Raw genomic sequence first — 21186 nt, 5'->3', positions numbered from 1 at the left:
ATGAATTTCGCGCGGACGGTCTTCGCCTTTTTCGGGCTTTGCGCGGCGGCGTGCTTCGCCGGCGTTCCCGCCGCGCGCGCGGAAGTTTCCGAAGACTTCGCCGAACGCGCCTGGCGCTTTCTCGCGGACAACGTTCCCGCGCAGGACCGCGCGCTCGTCTCCGAAGATTTTCTGCGCGAAAACTGGAGGCTCGCCCTGGAGACGCGCGACGCGGCGCCGTGGGCGCGCGGCGTGCCCGAGGACGTTTTCTTCGACGCCGTCCTGCCGTATTCTTCGGTCGGCGAGGCGCCTGAACGCTGGCGGCCGCTTTTCCGCGAGCGCTTTCTGCCGCTCGTCGCGCGCTGCGGGAACGCGACCGAGGCGGCGGAAACGCTGAACCGGGAAATCTGGAAGACGCTCGGCGTCGTTTACGGCCCCGGACGCGAGCGCCCGGACCAGTCGCCTTTTCATTCGATGCGCCTCGGCGTCGCGTCGTGCACGGGGCTTTCGATTCTGCTCGCGGACGCGTGCCGCGCCGTCGGCGTTCCCGCGCGGCTCGTCGGCTGCCGCTGGCGCCGCAAGCCCGGCAATCACACCTGGGTGGAGATCTGGGACCGCGGCGCGTGGCGCGCGATCGGCGCCTTCGACTCGCCGAAGGCGGACGAGCTCTGGTTCGCCGACGACGCGCGCGAGGCCGTCGCCGCGTCCGAATACGCGATTTACGCGACCGCCTGGGCGCCGACGGGAACGCGCTTTCCCGCCGCCTGGCGCGAAGCGGACGACGTCCGCGCGCCCGTTCCCGCGCGCGACGTCACGGCGCGCTATGCTCCCGCGGACGCCGCGCCCGCGCTCCCGCGCCTCGCTCTCGACCTGCGCGACGCCGCCGGACGGCGCGTTTCCGTGCGCGTGCGCCTCGTCGAAAAGGCGAGCGGAAAGATTCTCGCCGAGGGCGAAACGCGCGATGCCTCTTCCGACTTCAATCGGCATTTCTCCGCCGCGCTTCCCGCGGGAACGGAAGTGGAGATTTTCTGGGAGGATTCGGGCGTCTTTCGCCTCCTCGGCGAAAGCGTCGTTCCCGAACACGCCTCCGTGCTGACGCTCGCGCTCCCGCCAAGCTTCTGACTTTTCAAATGAACTCCGACTTCAAAGATTTTTATCTGCTTCTCGGCGTTTCGCCGAGCGCGACGCCCGCGGAAATCAGGCACGCCTGGCACGCGAAGATGCTGGAATGCCACCCCGACCGCCACTTGGGCGAAGAGGCGCGCTACGAGCAGATTTCGCGCGAGATCAACGCCGCCTACGCCGTGCTTTCGAACCCGCAGGAGCGCGCGGCCTTCGACGTCGTGCGCGCGTCGTATCTCCGCGAGCGCGTGAAGCGTTCGGCGGGAGCCCGCAAGGCGGCCGAGAAGGGCGCGAAAAAGGACGCGAAAAAAGAAAAGGCGGCGACCGCGCCGAAAAGCGGGGAGCCGCGCCGCCCGTGGAAATGGCGGGAACGGCTTTGCCTGACGCTGCTGACGTGCAGCCTCGCGGTTTACCTGCTCGCGCTTCCGCCGTGGGAAAAATGCGGTCCTCCGCTGCTCGCGTATCTGCTTTCCGGCAAGACGGCGGGCGCGACGCCCGCGCTGCCGATTTTCGGCGCGGTGCTGATCTGCGCCGTTCCCGTGGTCGCCTACGTGGTCTGCGGGAGAATTTTTCGGGAACGGCTCGTGCCGCTCGCCGGGCTTTCCGTCTTTTCGTTCGCGCTCGCCTGCGCGGGAACGTTCATCATCCCGCTCAAGGAACACCCGGAGGCGCTTTCCTGCGTGATCGCGCCGTTCGCGCTGATCTGCGTCTTCCGCAGTTTCGGGCAGAACGCGCGGCTCGTCGCGGGAACGGCGGCGCGCGTGCTTGCGCTCGCGTTCTGCGCGGTGATCTACCGTGCGGCGACGCTGGCTTTCGGCGCGGCTGAACCGCTGCTCGCGGCGGGCTCGTTCCTGCTCCTCTGCGGCTTCATGGCGGCGTGGGCCTGCGGCGACTTCCTCGGCAGATCCGACTGAACGGCGCGGCGAAACCGCGGGCGGGGCGTTTCAAAAATTTCGTTGCCGCGGGGGGAAGGGGAGCGTATTTTCGTCGCAATTTCCTCATTTTTCTCAACGTGTCCGTTTCGTCGCCATACCTTCGCTCCTGGGGCTCGGTCTTTTCGGAATTTTTTGAAAAGGCCTGGGACTTTCTGCGTCGTTCGGACAAGCTCACGCCGCTTCTCATCGGGCTGCTGAGCGCGCTCGGCGTGGCGGGCATCTATTCTTCGGGAACGTTCCGCGGGAGCGACGACTGGGAGAAGCAGCTGGGCTTTCTGGCGGCGGGCGCGGTCGTTTACGTGATCGTCGCGGCGATTCCGTTCAAATTCTACAAGGACTGGAGCAATCTTTTTTACATTCTGGGCGTGGCGCTGCTGATTCCCATCGCGGTCTGCGCGCTGCTGAAGATGAATCTGGGGAACTTCATCCACTCGGTGAACGGATCGCGACGCTGGTATTTCCTGGGTTCGTTCGGGCTGCAGCCGTCGGAGTTCGCGAAGATCACGACGCTGATCATGCTCGCGAAGCTGCTTTCGCTGAAGCCGCTGGGCGCGTTCCGCGATTCGTGGCGGTGGGTGCTGAAGGCGGCGATCGTCGCGGGCGTGCCGTGGTTTCTCATCGTCGTGGAGCCGGATCTGGGCTCGAGCATCGTTTACGTTCCCGTCGTGCTGGCGCTGCTTTGGCTGGCGGGGCTTTCGCGGAAGTTCTTTCTGACGGTCGGGATCGCGGGTGCGCTGCTGGCTTCGGTGGTCGCGACGGACATTTATTTTTACCGCGAGCGCATCGTCACGTATTACCAAGAGCAGGGAGAGCGTCCGCGCAATCCCGCGCTGGACATCCGCGGGCAGTATCAGGCGGTCTCCTGGCTGCCGCTGAAGGACTACCAGCGGGAACGTCTGCTCTCGTTCGTCGATCCGAACGCGATCGACCCGAAAGGTATCGGTTCGAGCTGGAACGTGCGCCAGGCGCTGATTTCCGTGGGCAAGGGCGGACTGACGGGAACGGGCTTCAACCGCGGCATGCAGGCGAAGCTCGGCTATCTGCCGGAACTCGCGGCGCACAACGACTTTCTTTTCTCCGTCTTGGCGGAGGAATACGGTTTCGCGGGGTGCGCGGGACTGATTTCACTGTATCTTCTGATGGCGTTTCGCGCCCTGCGGATTTCCGCCCACGCGCGCGACGCGTTCGCTTCACTTTTGTCGGCGGGGATCGCCGTCGTGCTGATGACGCATGTGCTCATCAACGTCGGAATGAACATCGGCTTGATGCCGGTGACGGGGCTGTCCCTGCCGTTTCTGAGCTACGGAGGATCTTTTGTTCTGAGCTGCTTCATTCTTTTCGGGCTGCTGCAAAGCGTGCACAGCCATACGCTGCGGGAGGGCGAGCGCAACGGCGCCGCCGTGCCCGACGCGGCGGAAACGGCTCGGGCGACGATCTCTCCGGCTTAAAAACACAATGCAACCAACCAAATAAACACCATGCCGGATATTCCTGAAAACGATAATTTGCCGCACGACGAAAACGAGGATCTGCGCCGCCCGCCGAAACCTCACGAAGTCGAAGCGCTCCCGCCCGAAAAAATCAAGGGAGACGCGGCCCAACGCGCGAAGAAGCTTCCCATCATTCAGCGCATCATCAAGCATTTCTCGAAGGATCGGGAACGCTTCCGCGAACTCGTCATCAACTCCGAGCCGCTCGAAAAGCGCGCCGCGCTCCTCACCGACGGCGTGCTCGAAAAATACGAGCTCGAGCGCACGGACGAGAAGCGCGTCGTCGGCGCCATCTACAAGGGCCGCATTCAGAATCTCGAAAAAGGTCTGAAGGCCGCCTTCGTGGACATCGGCGAGCCCAAGAACGCGTTTCTCCACTATTGGGACATGCTGCCCGCCGCGAACGACTCGTCCGTCGAGTTCATCCGCGACAACGAAAGCGCCGAACAGAAGTCCAAGCGCGAAAAATACAAGATCACGGACATTCCCGAGCTCTTCCCGATCGGTTCCGAAATCGTCATTCAGGTGACGAAAGGGCAGATCGGCACGAAAGGCCCGCGCACGACGACGAACATCGCCATTCCCGGTCGCTTCATCGTCCTCATGCCGTTCTCGGGCCAATGCGGCGTCTCCCGCAAGATCGAGGATTCCGCCGAGCGCGACCGCCTCAAGAAAATGCTGCGCCGCCTGACGATTCCGGAAGGCATGGGCGTCATCATCCGCACGGCGGGCGAGGGCAAGAAGCTCCGCTACTTCGTGCGCGACCTGCACATGCTGCTCAAGCGCTGGGCGGCGATCTGCAACGTCATCAACACGACGTCGAAGCCCTGCATGCTCTACCAGGAGCCGGGGCTCATCGAACGCACCGTGCGCGACTTCCTCACGGAAGACGTGGACCGCATCCTCGTCGATTCCGAAGAGGACTACCAGACGATCCTCAAGCTCGTCGGCGAAATCTCGCCGCGTTCCCGCGGCAAGGTCGTCCTCTACAAGGACAACATTCCGATCTTCGAACGCTTCAACATCGAGCGCCAGATCGAGCAGACCTACATGCGCCGCGTGCCGCTCCCGTCCGGAGGCGAAATCGTCATCGACGAGACCGAGGCGCTCACCGCGATCGACGTCAACACGAGCGGTCATAAGGGCAAGGGCGACGCCAAGGACTTCATCGTCCAGGCGAACATCGAGGCAGTGAAGGAATCCGCGCGCCAGATCCGTCTGCGCAACCTCGGCGGGCTCATCATCATCGACACCGTGGACATGAAGAACCCGAAGGACCGCAAGGCCGTCTTCAACGCCCTCCGCGACGCGATGAGCATGGACCGCGCGAAGCACCAGATTCTGCCGATTTCGCAGCTCGGCATTCTGCAGATGACGCGTCAGCGCCAGCAGGAAAGCAACACGACGTCGCTCTACATGGGCTGCCCGTACTGCCAGGGACGCGGCACCGTGAAGAACTCCCGCGCGATCAGCGTCGAAATCCAGCGCCGCATCGTCAGCGTGACGCGCCGCCTGCGCTCCGACGCGAAGAACGTCGGCAAGGAACTCGCCTTCCGCGTGTTCCTGCACCCGATGAATCTCGACCGTCTGCGCGGGGACGACCGCAGCAGCATCGCGGATCTGGAAAAGGCGTACAACATCCGCCTTTCGTTCCGCGCGGACCCGTCGTTCCACGTCGAGAACTTCAAGGTCGTCAACATGGAGACCGGCGAGGAAATGCGCTGATCCGCGCCTCCTTCCCGAGAAAAAGGCGTTCCCGCGAAACACGCGCGGGAACGCCTTTTTTTGCGCCTCTTTCCCGATGACTTTTCGGAAAAAGCTCAAAGCTTAAAGGGAAGTTCGTGCGGGCGGATTTTTCGGGGAAGCGGCAGGAAGGATCGCTTTCTTCAAAAGAAACTTCTGTCGACTTCTGAGACTTCCAGTAAAAAATCTTTGCGCCTTGGCGTCTTGGCGGGAAAAAGTTTCTGCGGACGGATTCCGACAAGCGACAAGAATGTCGCTTCTCCCCTAAAAACTTCCTTTGACTTCGCGTTTTTTTTCGCGTCAGCGGGCTTTGCGGGCGGCGGCCTTCATGGAGGCGGCGAAGGCGCGGAGGGCGGCGCGCAGCGCGGGAACGTCGTCGCGGTGCTTTTCGATGAGGCGCACGACGGCGGAGCCCGAAATCGCTCCCGCGGCGCCCGCGTCGAGCGCGGCGCGCACCTGCGCGGGCTCGGAGATGCCGAAGCCGAGCACGGGCGGCGGCGCGCCGAATTTCTTCAGCGCGGCGAGCACGCGGTCCACGGGAACGCCGGCGCGGGATTCCGTTCCGGTGACGCCCGCGCGCGAGAGCAGGTAGGTGTAGCCGTGCCCGAATTCCGCGACGGCTTCGAGCGTCGCCTCGTCCGCGTTCGGCGGCGCGATGAACACGAGCGGCAGCCCCGTCTTCGCGGAAATCTCGCGGAACGGCGCGCTCATCTCCACGGGAACGTCGGCGACGAGCAGCGAATCCGCTCCCGCCGCGAGCGCGTCGCGGAAGAATTTTTCCGCGCCTCGGCGGACGATGAGGTTCGCGTACACGAGGAGCCCGATCGGGATTTCGGGATGGGCGCGGCGCACGTCCGCGATGATCGCGAAGCAGTCGTCGATGCGCGTTCCCGCGTCGAGCGCGCGGTTGTCCGCGGCCTGAATCGTCGGGCCGTCCGCGAGCGGATCGGAGAAGGGGAAGCCGAGCTCGAGCGCGTCCGCGCCGCCTTCGATCAGCGCTTCGACGGCCTCGCGCGAGGCGTTTTTGTCGGGATCGCCGAGCACGACGAAGGGAATGAAGGCGCCTTCGCGCGCGCTTTCGAGCGAGGAAAAAAGTTTTTGGTAACGCATTTTTTGTAAGGCTGAAGTTTGATTCTTAAAAGACGGATCAATCGTTGTTCACTAATTTCATCACCGTTTCCAGGTCCTTGTCGCCGCGCCCGGAGAGGTTGACGACGAGAATCTGCTCCTTATCGGGATTCGCGCGGATCAGCTTCAGCGCGTAGGCGAGCGCGTGCGAGGATTCGAGCGCGGGAATGATGCCTTCTTCGCGGCAGAGGTCGCGGAACGCGGCGAGCGCCTCGGCGTCCGTCACGTTCACGTATTCCGCGCGCCCGGTCTGCGCGAGGAAGGCGTGCTGCGGGCCGACGGCGGGAAAGTCCAGCCCCGCGGAAACGGAGTAGGATTCCTGAATCTGGCCGTCGTCGTCCTGCATGAGCGGCGCGCGCATGCCGAGGTAAATTCCCGTGCCGATGTTCCCGCCGCCGGAGATCGCCGCGCCGTGCAGCCCGGTCTCGACGCCTTTGCCGCCGGGCTCGACGCCAATGAGGCGCACGCCGGGCTCGTCGATGAAGTCCGCGAAGATGCCGATCGCGTTGGAGCCGCCGCCGACGCACGCGAGCACGGCGTCGGGCAGGCGCGCCTCCTTCTTCAGGCACTGCGCCTTGGCTTCTTCGCCGATGATGCGCTGGAACTCGCGCACGATCGTCGGGAACGGGTGCGGACCCGCCGCCGTGCCGAGCAGGTAGTGCGTGTCGGCGTAGCTCGCCGTCCAGTCGCGGATGGCTTCGTTGCAGGCGTCCTTGAGCGTGCGCGAGCCGGTCTTGATCGGCACGACTTCGGCGCCGAGCAGCTTCATGCGGAAGACGTTCGGGCGCTGGCGTTCGCAGTCCTTTTCGCCCATGTAGACGCGGCATTTCAGCCCGAGCAGCGCGCACGCGATCGCGGTCGCGACGCCGTGCTGGCCCGCGCCGGTTTCGGCGATGATGCGCGTTTTGCCCATGCGCTTGGCGAGCAGCGCCTGGCCGAGCACCTGGTTCGTCTTGTGCGCGCCGCCGTGGAGCAGGTCTTCGCGTTTGAGGTAGAGCTTCGTGCGCGTTCCCGCGGTGAGGTTTTTCGCGAGCGTGAGCGGCGTCGGGCGGCCGGCGAATTCCGTGAGCAGCTCGCGCAGCTCGGCGCGGAACGCGGGATCGGCCTGCGCCTCGACGAAGGCGCTTTCGAGCTCGCGGAGCACGGGAACGAGAATCTGCGGGACGTACATGCCGCCGAATTCTCCGAAGAACGGATTGAGTTTTGTGTTCATGGTCTGGTTACGTTTGTTTGAAAAGGAAAGGGAAGTGGCTCGGAGCTGGTGACTGGGAACTGGAGATCAGCGGAATCGGATTTCGAAAAATTTTGCCGACGGCAAAATCCGCAAAGTTCTAGTCACCAGTTCCCGATCGCCAGCCACTTTTTTCATTCGTGGAAATCCGTGTTCATTCGTGGTTTCAAAAAGAACGGACAGCCTCGAAGGCTGCTCGGATTTTTTCCGCGGACTTCACGCCGGGAGCGCTCTCGACGCCGGAATTGAAATCCAGCCCGAGACAGCCGACGCGGTGCGCGGCGCGCGCGTTTTCCGGCGAAATTCCGCCCGCGAGCAGGGCGTGTCGCTTCGTCTCCGCGGGAATTTTTTCCCAGTCGAAGGGCGTTCCCGTGCCGCCGCGCCCGCTGTCCAGCACGAAGCGGTCGAACGCCGCCGCGTCGCTTGCGCCCGCGCGGAACGCGTCCGCCGCGTCGGCGCTCAGCGCCTTCCACACGCGCGTTCCCGCGGGCAGCTTTTCGCGCAGGCGCGCGGCGAAATCGGCGTCCTCTTCGCCGTGGAGCTGCACGACGCGGAGCCCGAGCGCCGCCGCCGTTTCCGCGACCGTTTCGAGCGGCTGATTCTGGAACACGCCGACGAAATCGAGTCCCGGCGTTCCCGCGACGATTTCCGCCGCGCGTTCCTGCGAGACGCGGCGCGGCGATTTTTCCGCGAAGATGAGCCCGCCGAAGACCGCTCCCGCGTCGCGCGCGGCGCGGGCGTCCTCCGCGCGCGTGAGCCCGCATACCTTGTTCTCGCCGAGAATCAGCGCGCGGCAGGCGCGGTCGAGATCGCGTTCCCGCATGAGCGAGGTGCCGACGAGAAACGCGTCGGCGAAGGGCGCCGTGGCGAGCGCGTCCGCGTGCGAGCGAATTCCGGATTCGGCGACGCGCACGGCGTCCGCGCGCACGGCGGCGGAAAGTTCCCGCGTGCGCGCGACGTCGGTCTCGAGCGTGCGCAGGTTGCGGTTGTTGATGCCGATCACGCGCGCGCCGAGGGCGTTCGCGCGACGCACGTCGTCCGCCGAATCCGCTTCGGTGAGCACGCCCATGCCGAGCGAATGCGCGAGCGCGGCGAGCCCGGAATACGTCGCGTCGTCGAGCACGGAAAGCATCAGCAGCACGGCGTCGGCGCCGAGACTGCGCGCGAGAAAGATCTGATACGGATCGACGACGAATTCCTTCGCGAGCACGGGCTGCGCGAGGCGCGCGCGCACGAGCGGTAGGTTTTCGTAGCGGCCCTGAAAGAATTTTTCGTCGCAGAGCACGGAGACGGCGTCGGCGCGGCGCGCGTAAACGTCGGCGATCGCGCCCGGATCGAAATCGGCGCGGATCAGCCCCTGCGAGGGCGACGCCTTTTTGCATTCGAGAATGAACGCGGGAACGCCCGCACGCCGGCGCCGTTCGAGCGCGCCGTAGAAGTCGCGGTCGCTCGGGACGACGTTCCCGCGGAAGCTTTCGAGCGGGCGGACGCGCTTGCGTTCGGCGAGCTCTTCGCGCTTCGCGGCGACGATGGTTTCGAGAATGTTCATGGGAAAAACGGAAAGTGGAAAATGGGAAACGGAGTCGAGTGGCTTGGAGCTGGTAACTGGTGACTGGCGCTCAGCGGATTCGGATTTCGAAAAATTTTGCCGACGGCAAAATCCGCAATTCACAAGTCACCGTCTCCGAGCTCCCAGCCACCGCTTTTTTCATTTGCCTTGGGTGAACTCCGTGATCTCGCGTGCGCGCTCCCACGCCTTGCCGGAGGCGAGCGTCTCGAGCGCGAGCTTCGCGCCCTCGGCGAGCGTCGCGACGTTGCCGTTCATGTAGAGCAGCGGCGCCACGTTCGCGGCGATCGTGGCGTTGTGCGCGTCCGTGCCGTTCCCGCGCAGAATCGCTTCCGTGATCTTGCGGTTCTCCTCCGGATTGCCGCCGAGCACGCTTTCCGGCGGGAACGCGGGCAGGCCGAAGTCGCTCGGCGCGAGCTCGTATTCGCGGATTTCGCCGTCGGGGAGAAGTTCCGCGCACTGCGTTTTTCCGCTGACGGAGACTTCGTCGAGCCCGTTCCCGTGGACGACCATCGCGCGGCGGAATCCGCGCCGACGCAGCGCCTCCGCGATCGGACGGACGAGCGCCGGCGAATACACGCCGAGCAGAATGAACGTCGGGTTCGCGGGATTGATCAGCGGGCCGAGCACGTTGAAGATCGTGCGCGTCTTCATCGCCTGGCGCACGGGCGCGGCGTAGCGCATGCCGCCGTGGTAATACGCCGCGAAAAGGAAGCAGAAGCCGAAGCGGTCGAGGCATTCGCGCGCCGCCGCCGGCGGAATCGTCGTCTTCACGCCGAGCGCGTTGAGCAGGTCCGACGAACCGGACTTCGACGACACGCTGCGGTTGCCGTGCTTGGCGACCTTCACGCCGCAGGTCGCGGCGACGATCGCCGACGTCGTCGAAATGTTGATCGTGCCCACGCCGTCGCCGCCCGTGCCGACGATGTCGCAGAAATCGTAGTCCGGGCGCGGGAACGGGCGCGCGTTCTCCGAGAGCGCCGCCGCCGCGCCGCTGATTTCCTCCGGCGTCTCGCCCTTGAGCTTGAGCGCGGTCAGAATCGCCGCGAGCGTCGCGGGCTCGACGTTCCCGCGGATGATTTCCGAGAAGAGCTCGCGCGTCTGCTCCGCCGAGAGATTTTTCCCCGCGTAGAGCAGGTTGAGCAGCGCCTGCACGTCCGCGCGGCGCGATTCGCCGGAGACGAGGTCGAGCGTCCGCCGGAGCAGCTCCGAGCCGTTCGGCGACATGATCGATTCCGGGTGGAACTGGAAGCCGACGACGCGGTCGGCGCGGTTCATCACCGCCATCGCCGTGCCGTCGCACTGCGCGATGACTTCGAGCGTCGCGGGAACGACCGTCGCCGCGAGCGAGTGGTAGCGCGCGAAGGGCAGGGGGCTCGGCATGCCTTCGAACGGGCCCGTTCCCGTGTGCGAAATCAGCGAGCTCTTGCCGTGCATGATTTCCGGCGCGGGCCCGACCACGCCGCCGTAGAAGCGGCAGATCGCCTGGTGCCCGAGGCAGATGCCGACGATCGGGAACTTGCGGTGGCAGAGCGCGATCAGCCGCAGCAGACAGCCCGCTTCGTCGGGCGTTCCCGGGCCGGGAGAGATGACGAGGATCGGGTCCTTCGCCTCCTTCATCTTTTCGAAGATCTTCTCCGCCGCGATGCTGTTGCGGTAAACGCGGACGTCGTGCCCGGCGGAGCGGAACTCGTCCACGAGGTTGTACGTGAACGAATCGAAGTTATCGAGCAGGAAAATGTTTTTGCCCATGGTCTGTCTTGTATTTGAAATTTAATTGCAAAAAAGGGAAAGCTCCTTCGAAGCGCCGTTCTTCAGCCGTTGAAGGTCAGGACCTTCCCCTGCGCCTGCGCGACGGCGACGAGCGGCGCCATCGCCTTGTTGCGGGATTCGTCCGCCTCGTTCTGCGGCACGGAATCGAGCACCACGCCGCCGCCCGCCTGGACGGTCGCGACGCCGTTTCTCACGAACGCCGAGCGGATCAGGATGCACGTGTCCATGTCGCCGTTCCCGCCGAGCCAGCCGACCGCGCCGCCGTAGCTGCCGCGGCGTTCCCGCTCGACTTCGCGGAGCAGCTCCGTCGCGCGGATCTTCGGCGCGCCCGTGAGCGTGCCCATGTTCATGCACGCGAGATAGGCGTGGAGCGCGTCGAGATCGTCGCGCAGCTCCGCGACGACGTGCGAGACGAGGTGCATCACGTGGCTGTAGCGGTCCACCTTGAGCAGCTCGCTCGTGCGGCGCGTGTTCGGCTTCGCGATGCGCGCGAGGTCGTTGCGCGCGAGATCGACGAGCATCAGGTGCTCCGAAAGCTCCTTGGTGTCCATGCGCAGCCCGAACTCGACGCGCGAATCGAGGTCGCAGTTGATCGTGCCGTCCGCGTTGAAGCCGCGCCGCCGCGTTCCCGCGATCGGGTAGAGTTCGACGAGGCGCGTCGCCGCCGTGAACTTCACGGAAATTTCCGGCGAGGCGCCGAACACCGTGAACTCGCGGTCGTCCACGTAAAACATGTACGGGCTCGGGTTGTTCTTCTTGAGCGCGCGGTAGGCGGTTTCGGGATTCGGGCAGGGCGCGCTGAAGCTGCGCGACGGCACGACCTGGAAGATGTCGCCCTTGCGGATGAAGGTCTTGAGGTATTCGACCTCGGCGCAGTAAGTCTTGTCGCTCTTGCCGAGCGCGACCGGGAGCGTCTCCGTCGGCTGCCGCGCCGGATCGGGAACGGCGGGAACGCCCGCGGGAACGAAGGCGTCGCACGCGGCGGCGAGCGCCTCGGCGCGCGCGCGGATTCTTTCGAGCTCTTCGGCGGAGTCGCCCAGCGCGAGCGAGAAGATTTCCGTCGTGCGCTCGACGTGGTTGATCTTCACCGCCGTTTCCGCGAGGTAGAAAAGAAAGTCCGGGCAGGTGTTCGCGCCCTCGGCGACGGCGGGGAGCTTTTCGAAGACTTCGACGAGGTCGTAGCCGAAAATGCCGCCGAGCAGAAAGCGCTCTGCGTCGTCGCGCGGCGAAAACGTCTCGCGCAGCGCGCGGAGCACGTCGAGCGGCGAACGCGCGCGCAGGCGGGTTTCCTCGTCCTGCTCGGGATCGATCGGCGGGAACGCGAAGACGAGCGTCGCCGGGCTCTCCGCCTCGGCGGGAACGTCCGCGAGCGCGGCGCGCAACGGCGCGAACGCCGCCGCGCCGTTCGCGTCGAGCGCCTCGACGGAGACGCGCCGCCCGCGGCAGCTGACGCGCAGGCTCGCGTCGGCGAGGATCAGGCTCTGCGTTCCCGCGTGCGTGGTGATGTCGGCGGATTCGAGCAGCAGCGTGTTCGCCGCGCGTCCCCGGCGCACGCGCTCGTAGAGGTCGAGCGGTTCGCCGACGTATTTCGCCGAGATTTTCGGAAGTTGTTTCTGCGTGTTCATCGTTGAAATTTTTTGTTCGTGGATCGTGGTTTTCGTGAAAATAAAAAAGCCCGCTTTCGAAAAGCGGGCATTCGTTGAAAAACGTTTCGTCGAGTGCGGAATTCTCTGAAAAAATCTTACGCGCCAAGCGAACGCCCGTCTTTGTGAGAGGGACGCCACCACCAGCTGTTGTTGCGATTAAGAATCATACTGAAACTGCCGCGATCAAACTCCTCCGCCTTTCCCCCGTCAACAAATTTTTCGCTCCCGCTGCAAAATCCGCCGCCGCGGACGTCCTTCCTCCCCAAAAAAACGCCCCCGCGGATCGCTCCGCGGGGACGCCACTTATTTAACACACTGAGAAAAATTCAGCTCACGCCTTCTTCGCGCGACGGCGACGCGTTCCCGCCAACGCCAGCGCGCCCAGACCCGCCAACAGCCCGAACGCCGACGGCTCGGGAATCGAGGTCGTGAAGTCGACGGCGGAAATCTTGTCGCTGAAAGCGAATTTCGTCGCGTCGAGAACCGTCCCGACGAGCTCGATCTTCGTGTCGTACACGGAAGCATTGGAGAAATTCAGCAGGATGACGGAGTTCGCTCCGTCCGTACTGATGGAAATCTGCGTATTGATGAGTCCAGAGGCATTGCTACCGGTTCCCGCAGTGTTCAGCGAAACCCAACCATAGGCGAGTTCGCCGCTGTTGGTCGTAATCGTGTGAAGAAGGTTCGTCGTGTCGGTGGATGTGGCGGCTTTGGCTCCCGGATCCACATTGGAGGCGTTCCTAAGATTGGAGGTCGAGGCTGAAAGTCCGAGGTAGCTTCCCGCCTGCGAAAAGAGATAGTAGCTGTCCGCCAGCGTCGCGACCGAGCCGGACGTATATCCGTCGAACGTCGAGCTCGTGACCTTGAAGTCAATTGAGAACGCGTCGCCGACCTGATAGTCGGAGCCCGCGAGAATCTCGGAGAAGAGCGAGTTCACTTCCGCGCCGGAGCCGGAAAGCGTCCATCCGCTGTCTTCGTTTTGAACAGCCGTCGCCGCGTTCGCGAGGAGCGTTCCCGCGGCGAGGAGTGATGTGATTGCGATGATGTTTTTCATGAAGTTTATGGTAACGAGGTTAAATTTTAGCCGAGATATTACTGTCATAATTATCACTTGGTCAAGGATATTTTCGTTGCGGAAAGGCTCTTGCCTTGAAGGGAGAAAAACGCGTCCGTTCAATTCTCTACAGATGTTGAAACCGAAACGAGTCACCGTGCTGATGAACCCGGAGCTTTTCGCTCTGGCGTCACAGCTTGCCCAGGAGACGGAGAAGAGCGTTTCGGAGTTCATGAGGCTTCTGCTCGCGGAAAAACTGCGGGAACGCGGCATTTTCTACAATCCCGCATGGATGAAGATGCCGAAAGGAACGCGCAACGACATGGAAACGCCGGAAGGACGCGCCCGCGCGCTGAAGCAGCTGGCGGACGCGCGCGCCGCGCGACGGAAACGCGGACCGGAAAGCGCGGAAAGCGCGTCGATGTTCGCGTGAAGACGCGATTCGCGAAATCAAAAAATCCGCGGAAATCCGCGTCATCTGCGGGAAAAAATTTGTGTCTGCGGATTCGGCGGGCAAGCGAGACGCTTACCCTCCTTTCCGTTCCCGCGAAGCCGGACAAAGAAAAAGTCTTTTTTCTCTTCTGCGCCTTTCCGGTTTTTCCCAAAAAGAAAACTTCTATCGACTTCTGAGACTTCCAGTAAAAATCTTTGCGTTCTTTGCGTTTGAAGAATCGCGTTCCCGCAGACCTCTGTTTCTCCGTTCCTCCGTGTCTCCGCGTCGGAAAAAGGCGTTGCGCGGGACGATTTGGAATGGTTTTATTTTCGTATGAAATACAAGTGCGGCGTTTGCGGTTTCGTCTATGACGAAGAAAAGGAAAACAAGGCTTGGGGCGAGCTGCCGGAAGGCTGGGCGTGCCCGATCTGCGGCGTGGGCAAGGACATGTTCGCGCCCGTTCCCGAGGCGGCGGAAGCTCCGGCGGAAAAGGTCGCCGCCGCCGCGGAGCCCGTTCCCGCGGGAACGGCGGAAGCGAAGCGCACGGCGTCCGACCTGATCGCGGAGACGCTGCGCAACTTCGGCGTGCGGCGCGTGTTCGGCATGGTTGGGCACTCGAATCTCGGCATGGCGGACGCGATCCGCCGCTGCGCCGAGCGCGGCGAAATGGAGTTCGTGAGCATCCGCCACGAGGGCGCGGCGGCGTTCGCGGCGGCGGCCTACGGCAAGCTCACGGGCATGCCCGCCGCGTGCCTGACGATCGCCGGGCCGGGCGCGACGAATCTCCTCACGGGCCTCGCGGACGCCGCGCTCGACCGCGCTCCCGCGATCGCGCTCACGGGGCAGGTGCCGAGCCGCGAGCTCGGGCGCAACGCTTTTCAGGAAATCGATCTCGTGCGCGCGCTCGGCGCCGCCGCGAGCCTGCAGCAGACGGCGACGGCTTCGTCCGATTTCGCCGCGGTCGCTGCGCGCGCCGCACGGCACGCGATTCTGACGCGCTCGGTCGCGCAGATTGTGCTGCCCGACGACGTGCAGAACGTGCCCGTCGCGCCCGACGCTCCCGCGGGAACGCCCGCGGGCGAAATCTTCAACGGCACGGCGACGCGCGCGTCCGACGCCGCTCTCGCCGAGGCGGTCGCGCTGATTTCCCGCGCGAAGCGTCCGTTCGTCGTCGTCGGGGAAGGCTGCCGCCACGCGGTCGCCGAGGCGCTCGCGTTCGCGGAGGCGGTGAACGCCGCCGTCGCGACGACGTATCGCGCCAAGGGCTTCGTGTCCGACGCGTTCCCGCTCGCTTGCGGCGTCGTCGGGCGCAGCGGCACGCTCGTCTCCGCGAAGATGATGGCGGAGAGCGACTGCGTCGTCGGGCTCGGCGTCTCCTTCAGCAATCACTCCGAAATCGCGAAGGGCAAGCCGACCGTGCAGATCGACCGCGATCCCGCCGCGCTCGGCCGCCTGCGCAAGATCGACTGCGGCGTGCTCGGCGAGCTTTCGGAGACGCTTCCGGAGCTGACGCGCCTGCTGCGCGGGAACGTCGCGGCGGAGGATCCGCGGGAACGCGTCGCCGCGCTCTGGGCGGAGTGGCGCGCCGAGAAATGCCGCCGCGCCGAGCGGAGCGCGCCGGGGAAAATCGCTCCCGCCGCCGTCTGCGCCGCGCTGTCGGAATGCGTTCCCGAAAACGCCGTCGTCTCCGTGGACGTCGGGAACGTCGCCTACGCGTTCGGCAGATATTTCGAGGCGAAGAATCAGCGCGCGCTGCTGTCGTTCTACCTCGGCTCGATCGGCGTGGGGCTGCCCGCGGCGATCGGCGCGTGGTGCGCGACGCGGGACAACGCCGCGCTCGGCAGGCGCCCGGTCGTCGCCGTCGTGGGCGACGGCGGGCTGGGGCAGTATCTCGCCGAGTGGACGACGGTCGTGCGCTGCGGCATGGACGTGAAATGCGTCGTATTCAACAATTCCGAGCTGGCGAAGATTTCGCTCGAACAGCGCAACGCGCGCGTGAGCGTGTGGGAGACGCGCCTGCACAACCCGAATCTGGCGGAGTTCGCGAAGCTCTGCGGGAGCGCCGGCGTGCGCGTCTCCGATCCCGCGACGCTGCGCGAGGATCTCGCCCGCGCGTTCGCGACGCCCGGTCCCGTCCTCGTCGAAGTCCTCACCGATCCCGACGCGGCGTGAAGGCGCACAGCGCAGGTGATGAAGTGATGAGGTTATGGAGTTATGAAGGTTGAGTAGAGCTTAAGAGCTTAAAAGATTAAAAGCTTAACGGAAAATTTTCTTTTCAACTTTTAAACTCTTCAGCTTTTAAGCTCCTCTCGGCGAAGCCGAGCGCAAAGAACTTCATCACCTCATAACCGCCATCACTTCATCACCTGCCGCGCGCGTCGCGCGCCCGTGCGGGAACGCTTTTCCTCGTTGCGCGCGCGCGAAAAAAGGATTTAATGGCGCGCTCTATGTTCAAAAACACGAACGTTGCGCCGACGCGCCTTTCCGAAACGCTGCGGCGCCTGGCGACCTTTGCGCTGGGCGCGGCGATGCTCGTTTTTCTCTGCGGGATTCCGTGCCTGTTTTTCGATGTCGGGGGAATCGCCGCGCTCGCCGCGTGCGTCTGCGCCTTTCTCTTCGTTCCCGCGATTTTCCTGATTTTCGCGCTGCGCGAAAACCGCTGACGCGCGGCGCGTTCCCGCGTCACCTGCGGGCGATGTGGACGGCGACGACGGAAAACGTCATGCCGAGCGCGCGCACGTCCGAAAAGCCCGCGGCGCGGAGCTCCGCCGAGAGTCCTTCCTTCGGCGGGAACGCTTCGATCGAGCCCGCGAGATAGTCGTACGCCTTGCGGTCGCCCGTGATCGCCCACGCGATGAGCGGGAGCGCGAGCTTGAGGTAAAGATAGTAGAACGGGCGGAAAAGCGTCGCCGGCTGCGTGAATTCGAGGATGAACGCCGCGCCGCCCGGGCGCAGGACGCGCCGCAGCTCGCGGAGCCCGCGCGCGCGGTCTTCGAAGTTGCGTACGCCGTAGGCGATCGTGAGCGCGTCGACCGACGCGTCCGCGAGCGGCAGGTTCATGCAGTCGCCGAACGCGAAGGAGACGGGCTTTTCCGCCGCGTTCTTTTCGCGTCGGCGGGCGGCGCGTTCCCGCGCGACGTCGAGCATCGCCTCGCAGAAGTCGTAGGCGCGGATTTCGGCGTCGGGCAGGGCGCGGCGCAGGGCGAAGGCGACATCGCCGCTGCCGGTCGCGAGGTCGGCGATTTCCCGCGGGCGTTCCCGCGCGACGAGCTTCACGAGCCGCCGCGCCCACCAGCGGCACGCGCCGCCGCTGAGCAGGACGTTCGCGAGGTCGTAGCGCTTCGCGATGCCCGCGAACATCTTTTGGACTTTGATTCCTTCCGGCATGGTGGCGGGAGATTTCACCACGCGAACGTTTCGTCCGCGCCGACGGATTTCGTGAACTCGACGAGGAGTTTCACGCACTGCTCGACGACGGCGAGATCGACGACTTCGCCCGGCGTGTGCATGTAGCGCAGCGGCACGGAGATCAGCCCCGCCGCGACGCCCGCGTTCGCCATCTGAATGACGCGCGCGTCCGTTCCCGTCGGGCGCGGATCCGCCTCGACCTGATACGGCACGCCGGCCTTTTCCGCGGCGGCGACGAGCTTGTCGAAGACGAGCGGGTTGATGTTCGGCCCGCGGCAGATCGCGGGACCGCCGGAAAGCGTCATGCGCCCGAACTTGCGGTTGTCCGCGTCGGGGTGATCGGTGGCGTGCGTGACGTCGATTGCGACGCCGACGGTCGGGTTCAGCCCCTGCGCGGCGGTCTGCGCGCCGCGCGTGCCGATTTCCTCCTGCGTGGTCGCGACGGCGTCCACGCGCACGGCGAGCTTCTTTTCCTTCGCGAGGCGGCGTGCCGCCTCCATCGCGATGTAGCAGCCGGCGCGGTCGTCGAACGCGCGCGCGGCGGCGATCGAGCCGTTCAGCAGCTCGACGGTCTCGTCGTAAACCGCGGGATCACCGATCGCGACGCGCGCGAGCGCCTCCTCGCGGGAGCGCGCGCCGATGTCGATCCACATTTCGTGAACCTCGGGCACCTTCGTGCGCTCCGAGGCGCTCATCAGGTGCACGGCGCGCTTGCCGACGACGCCGCGCACGACGCCGTTCTTCGTCAGAATGAGCACGCGGCGGCCGCTGGGCATCACGAGATCGTGCCCGCCGAGCAGGTTGAAATAGAGGAAGCCCTTGTCGTCCGCGTAGGAAATCTGTAGGCCGAGCTCGTCGATGTGCCCGGCGAACATGACGGAGGTCTTCGCCTTCGGGTTGAGCGTGGCGATGCGGTTGCCGAGGACGTCCCCGCGGTATTCGTCGGCGACGTTCTTCATGTATCTGTCGCAGACGGCCTGCGCCTCGAACTCGTGCCCGGTGGGCGCCTTCGCTTCGAGGAGCTCGCGCAGGAACGCGGGAATTTCAAAAGGTTTTTCGGAAGAATTTTTCGGAGATTTTTTGCTCATGATGTGCGGAGTCTATGCGTTCCCGCGGCGCGGCGGCAACGGGAAAAAGGAACGGAAGGAGATCAGCCTCATAACCTTCCTAACCTCATTAACCTCTTAACCTCTCTCGTCAGCTCAGCTCTTCGAGCACGCCGCGGCGGAGAACGAGGCGGCGGTCGGCGCGGTCGGCGAACTCGAGATTGTGCGTGACGAGGAAGAGCGCGGCGTCGCGCTCGCGGCAGACGTCGAGCAGCAGGCTCATGACGGATTCGCCCGTGCGTTCGTCGAGATTGCCGGTCGGCTCGTCCGCGAGAATCAGCGGCGGGCGGTTGACGAGCGCGCGCGCGATCGCGACGCGCTGGCATTCGCCGCCGGAGAGCTTTGCCGGGAGGTGGCCGACGCGCTCGCCGAGCCCGACGCGCGCGAGCAGTTCCCGCGCCTGTTCCCGCGCGGCGCGCACGGGCGTTCCCGCGATGCGCGCGGCGAGCAGCACGTTTTCGAGCGCGGTGAGCTCGGGGACGAGGTGGAAGAACTGGAACACGTAGCCGATGAGCTTCGTGCGCGCCCTGGCGAGAAAGGCGTTCCCGCGGCCGGTGATGCGCTCTCCGTTCCAGAAGAGCTCTCCGGAGTCGGGCGCGTCGAGGCCGCCGAGAATCTGCAGCAGCGTGGTTTTTCCCGCGCCGCTTTCGCCGCGGACGGAGACGCGTTCGCCCGCGGCGACGGCGAGATCGACGCCCCTGAGGACGTCGATCGTTCCCGCGGGGGAAGCGAAGGATTTTCTGATGGCGTTGGCTGCGAGGACGGGCGATTTTTCCATGTCGTATGAAATTTTATTGAAACCACGAATGAACACGAACGAACTCGAATTTTTTCAGAGCACGAGCCGTTCCCATTCCAGAATCGTTTTTTTGAAATTGAAGATGAGGCCGACGGGGCATTGTGCAAGGCGCATGTAATTGAGCGTCTGCGCGCGTTCGACGTTGGTGATCCGCTCGACGGTCTTCAGTTCGATGATGATTTTCCCGTGAGCGATCAGGTCCGCGTAATAATCGCCGACGAGTCTTTTTTTGTAAAAAATCTGAATGCGTTTCTGCTGTTCGAACGGAATCTTCGCTTCCGAGAGCTCCACCGTGAGCGCGTTTTCATAGGGCTTTTCGAGGAGTCCGGGACCGAGCGCGCGCTGGACGCGCATGGCGCAGCCCACGATCGCGTAAACTTCATCGCGAAAAATGATTTTTTCTTTTTCGTGTTCTTTCGTGTTCATTCGTGGTTCCGTTTTCGGGCGAGGGAAGGACTCGCGTTCCCGCGCCTCAGCTTTCCCTCATGGCTTCGGCGGGTTTTCTGCGCGCTGCCCAGATCGCGGGAATGAGCCCGGCGACCGTCGTCGTCGCCAGCGTGAACGCCGCCGCGATGACGAAGTCCGCCGCGCTGTAGTGCACCGGAATCTGCGAGAACATGTACTGCGTCTGGATCATTTCGCCGTCGCCGAAAATCGAATTGATGAAGGCGACGATGCGGTCGCGCCCGGCGACGATAGCGAACGTCAGCAGGCAGCCGAAGCCGTAGCCGATCGCGCCGACGAAGAGCCCCTGCGCGGCGAAGATCGTCAGAATCTGCCGCGGGCGCCCGCCGAGCGCGCCGAGAATGCCGATTTCGCGGGAACGCTTCACGACCGCCGAAAACAGCGTGCTCGCGATCGAGAACGACGCGACGAGCGTGATGATGAACATCAGAAAGAACAGCATCGTCTTTTCGAACTGCACCGCCTGAAGAAAATTCCAGTTGACGGACATCCACGAGAACGCGCGCAGCCCGCGCGGGAGCGCCGCGTTGACGGCGGGCAGCATCGCCGTCGCGCCTTCGGCGTCGGCGACGCGGAGGCGGATGCCGTGCACGCTTTTGCCCAGCCCGTAGAGCTCCTGCATGCGGCGCAGCGAAACGATGATCGTGCTTTCGTCCGCCGGGCGGTAGCCAGATTCAAAGATGCCGCAGACTTCGAGCTCGACCGGCAGCGGAACTTCCTCGCGCTGCAGGTCGGAAATCATCGTCGGCGAATAGATTTCGAGCACCTGTCCGGGAAGGACGCGCGCGGGAACGCGCTTGCCGTCGGCCGTCTCGTAGCCGCGCGTGAAGCGGACGCGCAGCTGGCGCGCGAGCTCGCTGCCGAGGACGACGCGGTCGTCGTCGAGCGCGTCGAGCGTTCCCGCGACGATGTTCCTGCGCACGGGAATGACCTTGTCCTCCTGCTCCAGGTCGATGCCGCGCACGAAAGGCAGGGCGGGCGTGTCGCCGTTCTTCACCATGACCTGCCCCTCGGCGTAGGGCGCCGCCGCGACGACGCCGGGCACGCGCTCGAGCTTTTCCGCGACCGCGCGGTAGTCGGAAATGAAGCCGTCGTCGATGTTGCGCACGATCACGTGGCCGTACATGCGCTGAATGTTTTCGCGGTGTTCCCGCGCGTAGCCGTTCATCACGGTCTGCACGACGAGCAGCGAGCAGACGCCGATTGCCACGCCGACGATGGAGACGAGCGCGAACGCCGGAAAGCGTTTTCCCGGCGGGAAAAGCTGTTTCAAAGCCAAATAGACGGACCAGGGCATGGAGAAAATT

The 21186-nt window shown here is 64.6% G+C and carries 18 protein-coding genes; 7 read left to right on the top strand and 11 right to left on the bottom strand.

The genetic code is table 11. The annotated features are described in order from the left end of the window. From ACQREB_RS01805 to ACQREB_RS01790, 4 genes are all read left to right on the top strand, one after another. Positions 1 to 1101, top strand: a complete 1101-nt coding sequence (locus tag ACQREB_RS01805) for a transglutaminase-like domain-containing protein (RefSeq protein ID WP_427764585.1) — start codon at positions 1 to 3, stop codon at positions 1099 to 1101. Positions 1102 to 1109: 8 nt separating this feature from the next. Continuing rightward, complete coding sequence (locus ACQREB_RS01800) at positions 1110 to 2015, top strand: J domain-containing protein (protein ID WP_427764582.1); 906 nt, start codon at positions 1110 to 1112, stop codon at positions 2013 to 2015. 98 nt (positions 2016 to 2113) lie between these two features. Further along, the gene (locus ACQREB_RS01795; protein ID WP_427764579.1) at positions 2114 to 3484 is read left to right on the top strand and encodes an FtsW/RodA/SpoVE family cell cycle protein; all 1371 of its coding nucleotides are present in this window, start codon (positions 2114 to 2116) and stop codon (positions 3482 to 3484) included. 30 nt (positions 3485 to 3514) lie between these two features. Beyond that, entirely contained in the window at positions 3515 to 5251 is a 1737-nt protein-coding gene (locus tag ACQREB_RS01790; protein ID WP_427764576.1) for an Rne/Rng family ribonuclease, read from the top strand. Between the two features lie 318 nt (positions 5252 to 5569). Here ACQREB_RS01790 and trpA read toward each other — a convergent pair whose 3' ends face one another. The 6 genes from trpA to ACQREB_RS01760 form a co-directional block, all read right to left on the bottom strand. Further along, positions 5570 to 6379, bottom strand: coding sequence for a tryptophan synthase subunit alpha (trpA, locus tag ACQREB_RS01785; protein WP_427764573.1), 810 nt, complete (start codon positions 6377 to 6379; stop codon positions 5570 to 5572). A gap of 37 nt (positions 6380 to 6416) precedes the next feature. Continuing rightward, on the bottom strand, positions 6417 to 7610 hold the full coding sequence (gene trpB / locus ACQREB_RS01780) for a tryptophan synthase subunit beta (protein ID WP_427764571.1): 1194 nt from the start codon (positions 7608 to 7610) through the stop codon (positions 6417 to 6419). A gap of 184 nt (positions 7611 to 7794) precedes the next feature. Continuing rightward, a complete protein-coding gene (gene trpCF, locus ACQREB_RS01775) occupies positions 7795 to 9177 on the bottom strand; it encodes a bifunctional indole-3-glycerol-phosphate synthase TrpC/phosphoribosylanthranilate isomerase TrpF (protein ID WP_427764568.1) in 1383 nt (460 codons plus the stop codon). Positions 9178 to 9336: 159 nt separating this feature from the next. Then, positions 9337 to 10947, bottom strand: coding sequence for an anthranilate phosphoribosyltransferase (gene trpD / locus ACQREB_RS01770; RefSeq protein ID WP_427764565.1), 1611 nt, complete (start codon positions 10945 to 10947; stop codon positions 9337 to 9339). A 62-nt stretch (positions 10948 to 11009) separates the two neighbouring features. Further along, positions 11010 to 12593, bottom strand: a complete 1584-nt coding sequence (locus ACQREB_RS01765) for an anthranilate synthase component 1 (protein WP_427764563.1) — start codon at positions 12591 to 12593, stop codon at positions 11010 to 11012. Positions 12594 to 12945: 352 nt separating this feature from the next. Then, complete coding sequence (locus ACQREB_RS01760) at positions 12946 to 13668, bottom strand: PEP-CTERM sorting domain-containing protein (protein ID WP_427764561.1); 723 nt, start codon at positions 13666 to 13668, stop codon at positions 12946 to 12948. Positions 13669 to 13801: 133 nt separating this feature from the next. Here ACQREB_RS01760 and ACQREB_RS01755 point away from each other — a divergent pair, with 133 nt between their 5' ends. The 3 genes from ACQREB_RS01755 to ACQREB_RS01745 all read left to right on the top strand — a co-directional run bounded on the left by ACQREB_RS01755 (position 13802) and on the right by ACQREB_RS01745 (position 16764). After that, positions 13802 to 14101: a hypothetical protein gene (locus ACQREB_RS01755; protein ID WP_427764558.1), complete on the top strand. Its 300-nt coding sequence runs from the start codon at positions 13802 to 13804 to the stop codon at positions 14099 to 14101. Between the two features lie 333 nt (positions 14102 to 14434). Further along, positions 14435 to 16273 carry a thiamine pyrophosphate-binding protein gene (locus tag ACQREB_RS01750; protein ID WP_427764555.1) on the top strand — a complete coding sequence of 613 codons (1839 nt, stop codon included), beginning with the start codon at positions 14435 to 14437 and terminating at the stop codon, positions 16271 to 16273. A gap of 275 nt (positions 16274 to 16548) precedes the next feature. Next, positions 16549 to 16764, top strand: a complete 216-nt coding sequence (locus ACQREB_RS01745) for a hypothetical protein (protein ID WP_427764553.1) — start codon at positions 16549 to 16551, stop codon at positions 16762 to 16764. Between the two features lie 19 nt (positions 16765 to 16783). On the opposite strand, the gene ACQREB_RS01740 is transcribed toward ACQREB_RS01745, so the two are convergent. The 5 genes from ACQREB_RS01740 to ACQREB_RS01720 all read right to left on the bottom strand — a co-directional run bounded on the left by ACQREB_RS01740 (position 16784) and on the right by ACQREB_RS01720 (position 21176). Continuing rightward, on the bottom strand, positions 16784 to 17488 hold the full coding sequence (locus tag ACQREB_RS01740) for a ubiquinone/menaquinone biosynthesis methyltransferase (protein WP_427764551.1): 705 nt from the start codon (positions 17486 to 17488) through the stop codon (positions 16784 to 16786). A gap of 14 nt (positions 17489 to 17502) precedes the next feature. Next, the gene (locus ACQREB_RS01735; RefSeq protein WP_427764549.1) at positions 17503 to 18597 is read right to left on the bottom strand and encodes a M20/M25/M40 family metallo-hydrolase; all 1095 of its coding nucleotides are present in this window, start codon (positions 18595 to 18597) and stop codon (positions 17503 to 17505) included. Positions 18598 to 18706: 109 nt separating this feature from the next. Beyond that, positions 18707 to 19393: an ABC transporter ATP-binding protein gene (locus tag ACQREB_RS01730; protein ID WP_427764546.1), complete on the bottom strand. Its 687-nt coding sequence runs from the start codon at positions 19391 to 19393 to the stop codon at positions 18707 to 18709. Between the two features lie 54 nt (positions 19394 to 19447). Further along, positions 19448 to 19840: a GxxExxY protein gene (locus ACQREB_RS01725; protein ID WP_427764544.1), complete on the bottom strand. Its 393-nt coding sequence runs from the start codon at positions 19838 to 19840 to the stop codon at positions 19448 to 19450. Between the two features lie 46 nt (positions 19841 to 19886). Further along, positions 19887 to 21176: an ABC transporter permease gene (locus tag ACQREB_RS01720; protein ID WP_427764543.1), complete on the bottom strand. Its 1290-nt coding sequence runs from the start codon at positions 21174 to 21176 to the stop codon at positions 19887 to 19889. Positions 21177 to 21186: the final 10 nt, after the last annotated feature.

The organism is Candidatus Spyradosoma sp. SGI.093 (assembly GCF_050314555.1).
Taxonomy (GTDB): Bacteria; Verrucomicrobiota; Verrucomicrobiia; order Opitutales; family UBA953; genus Spyradosoma.
The sequence above is the reverse complement of the archived record's forward strand: the minus strand, read 5'-3'. Positions and strand labels throughout refer to the sequence as shown.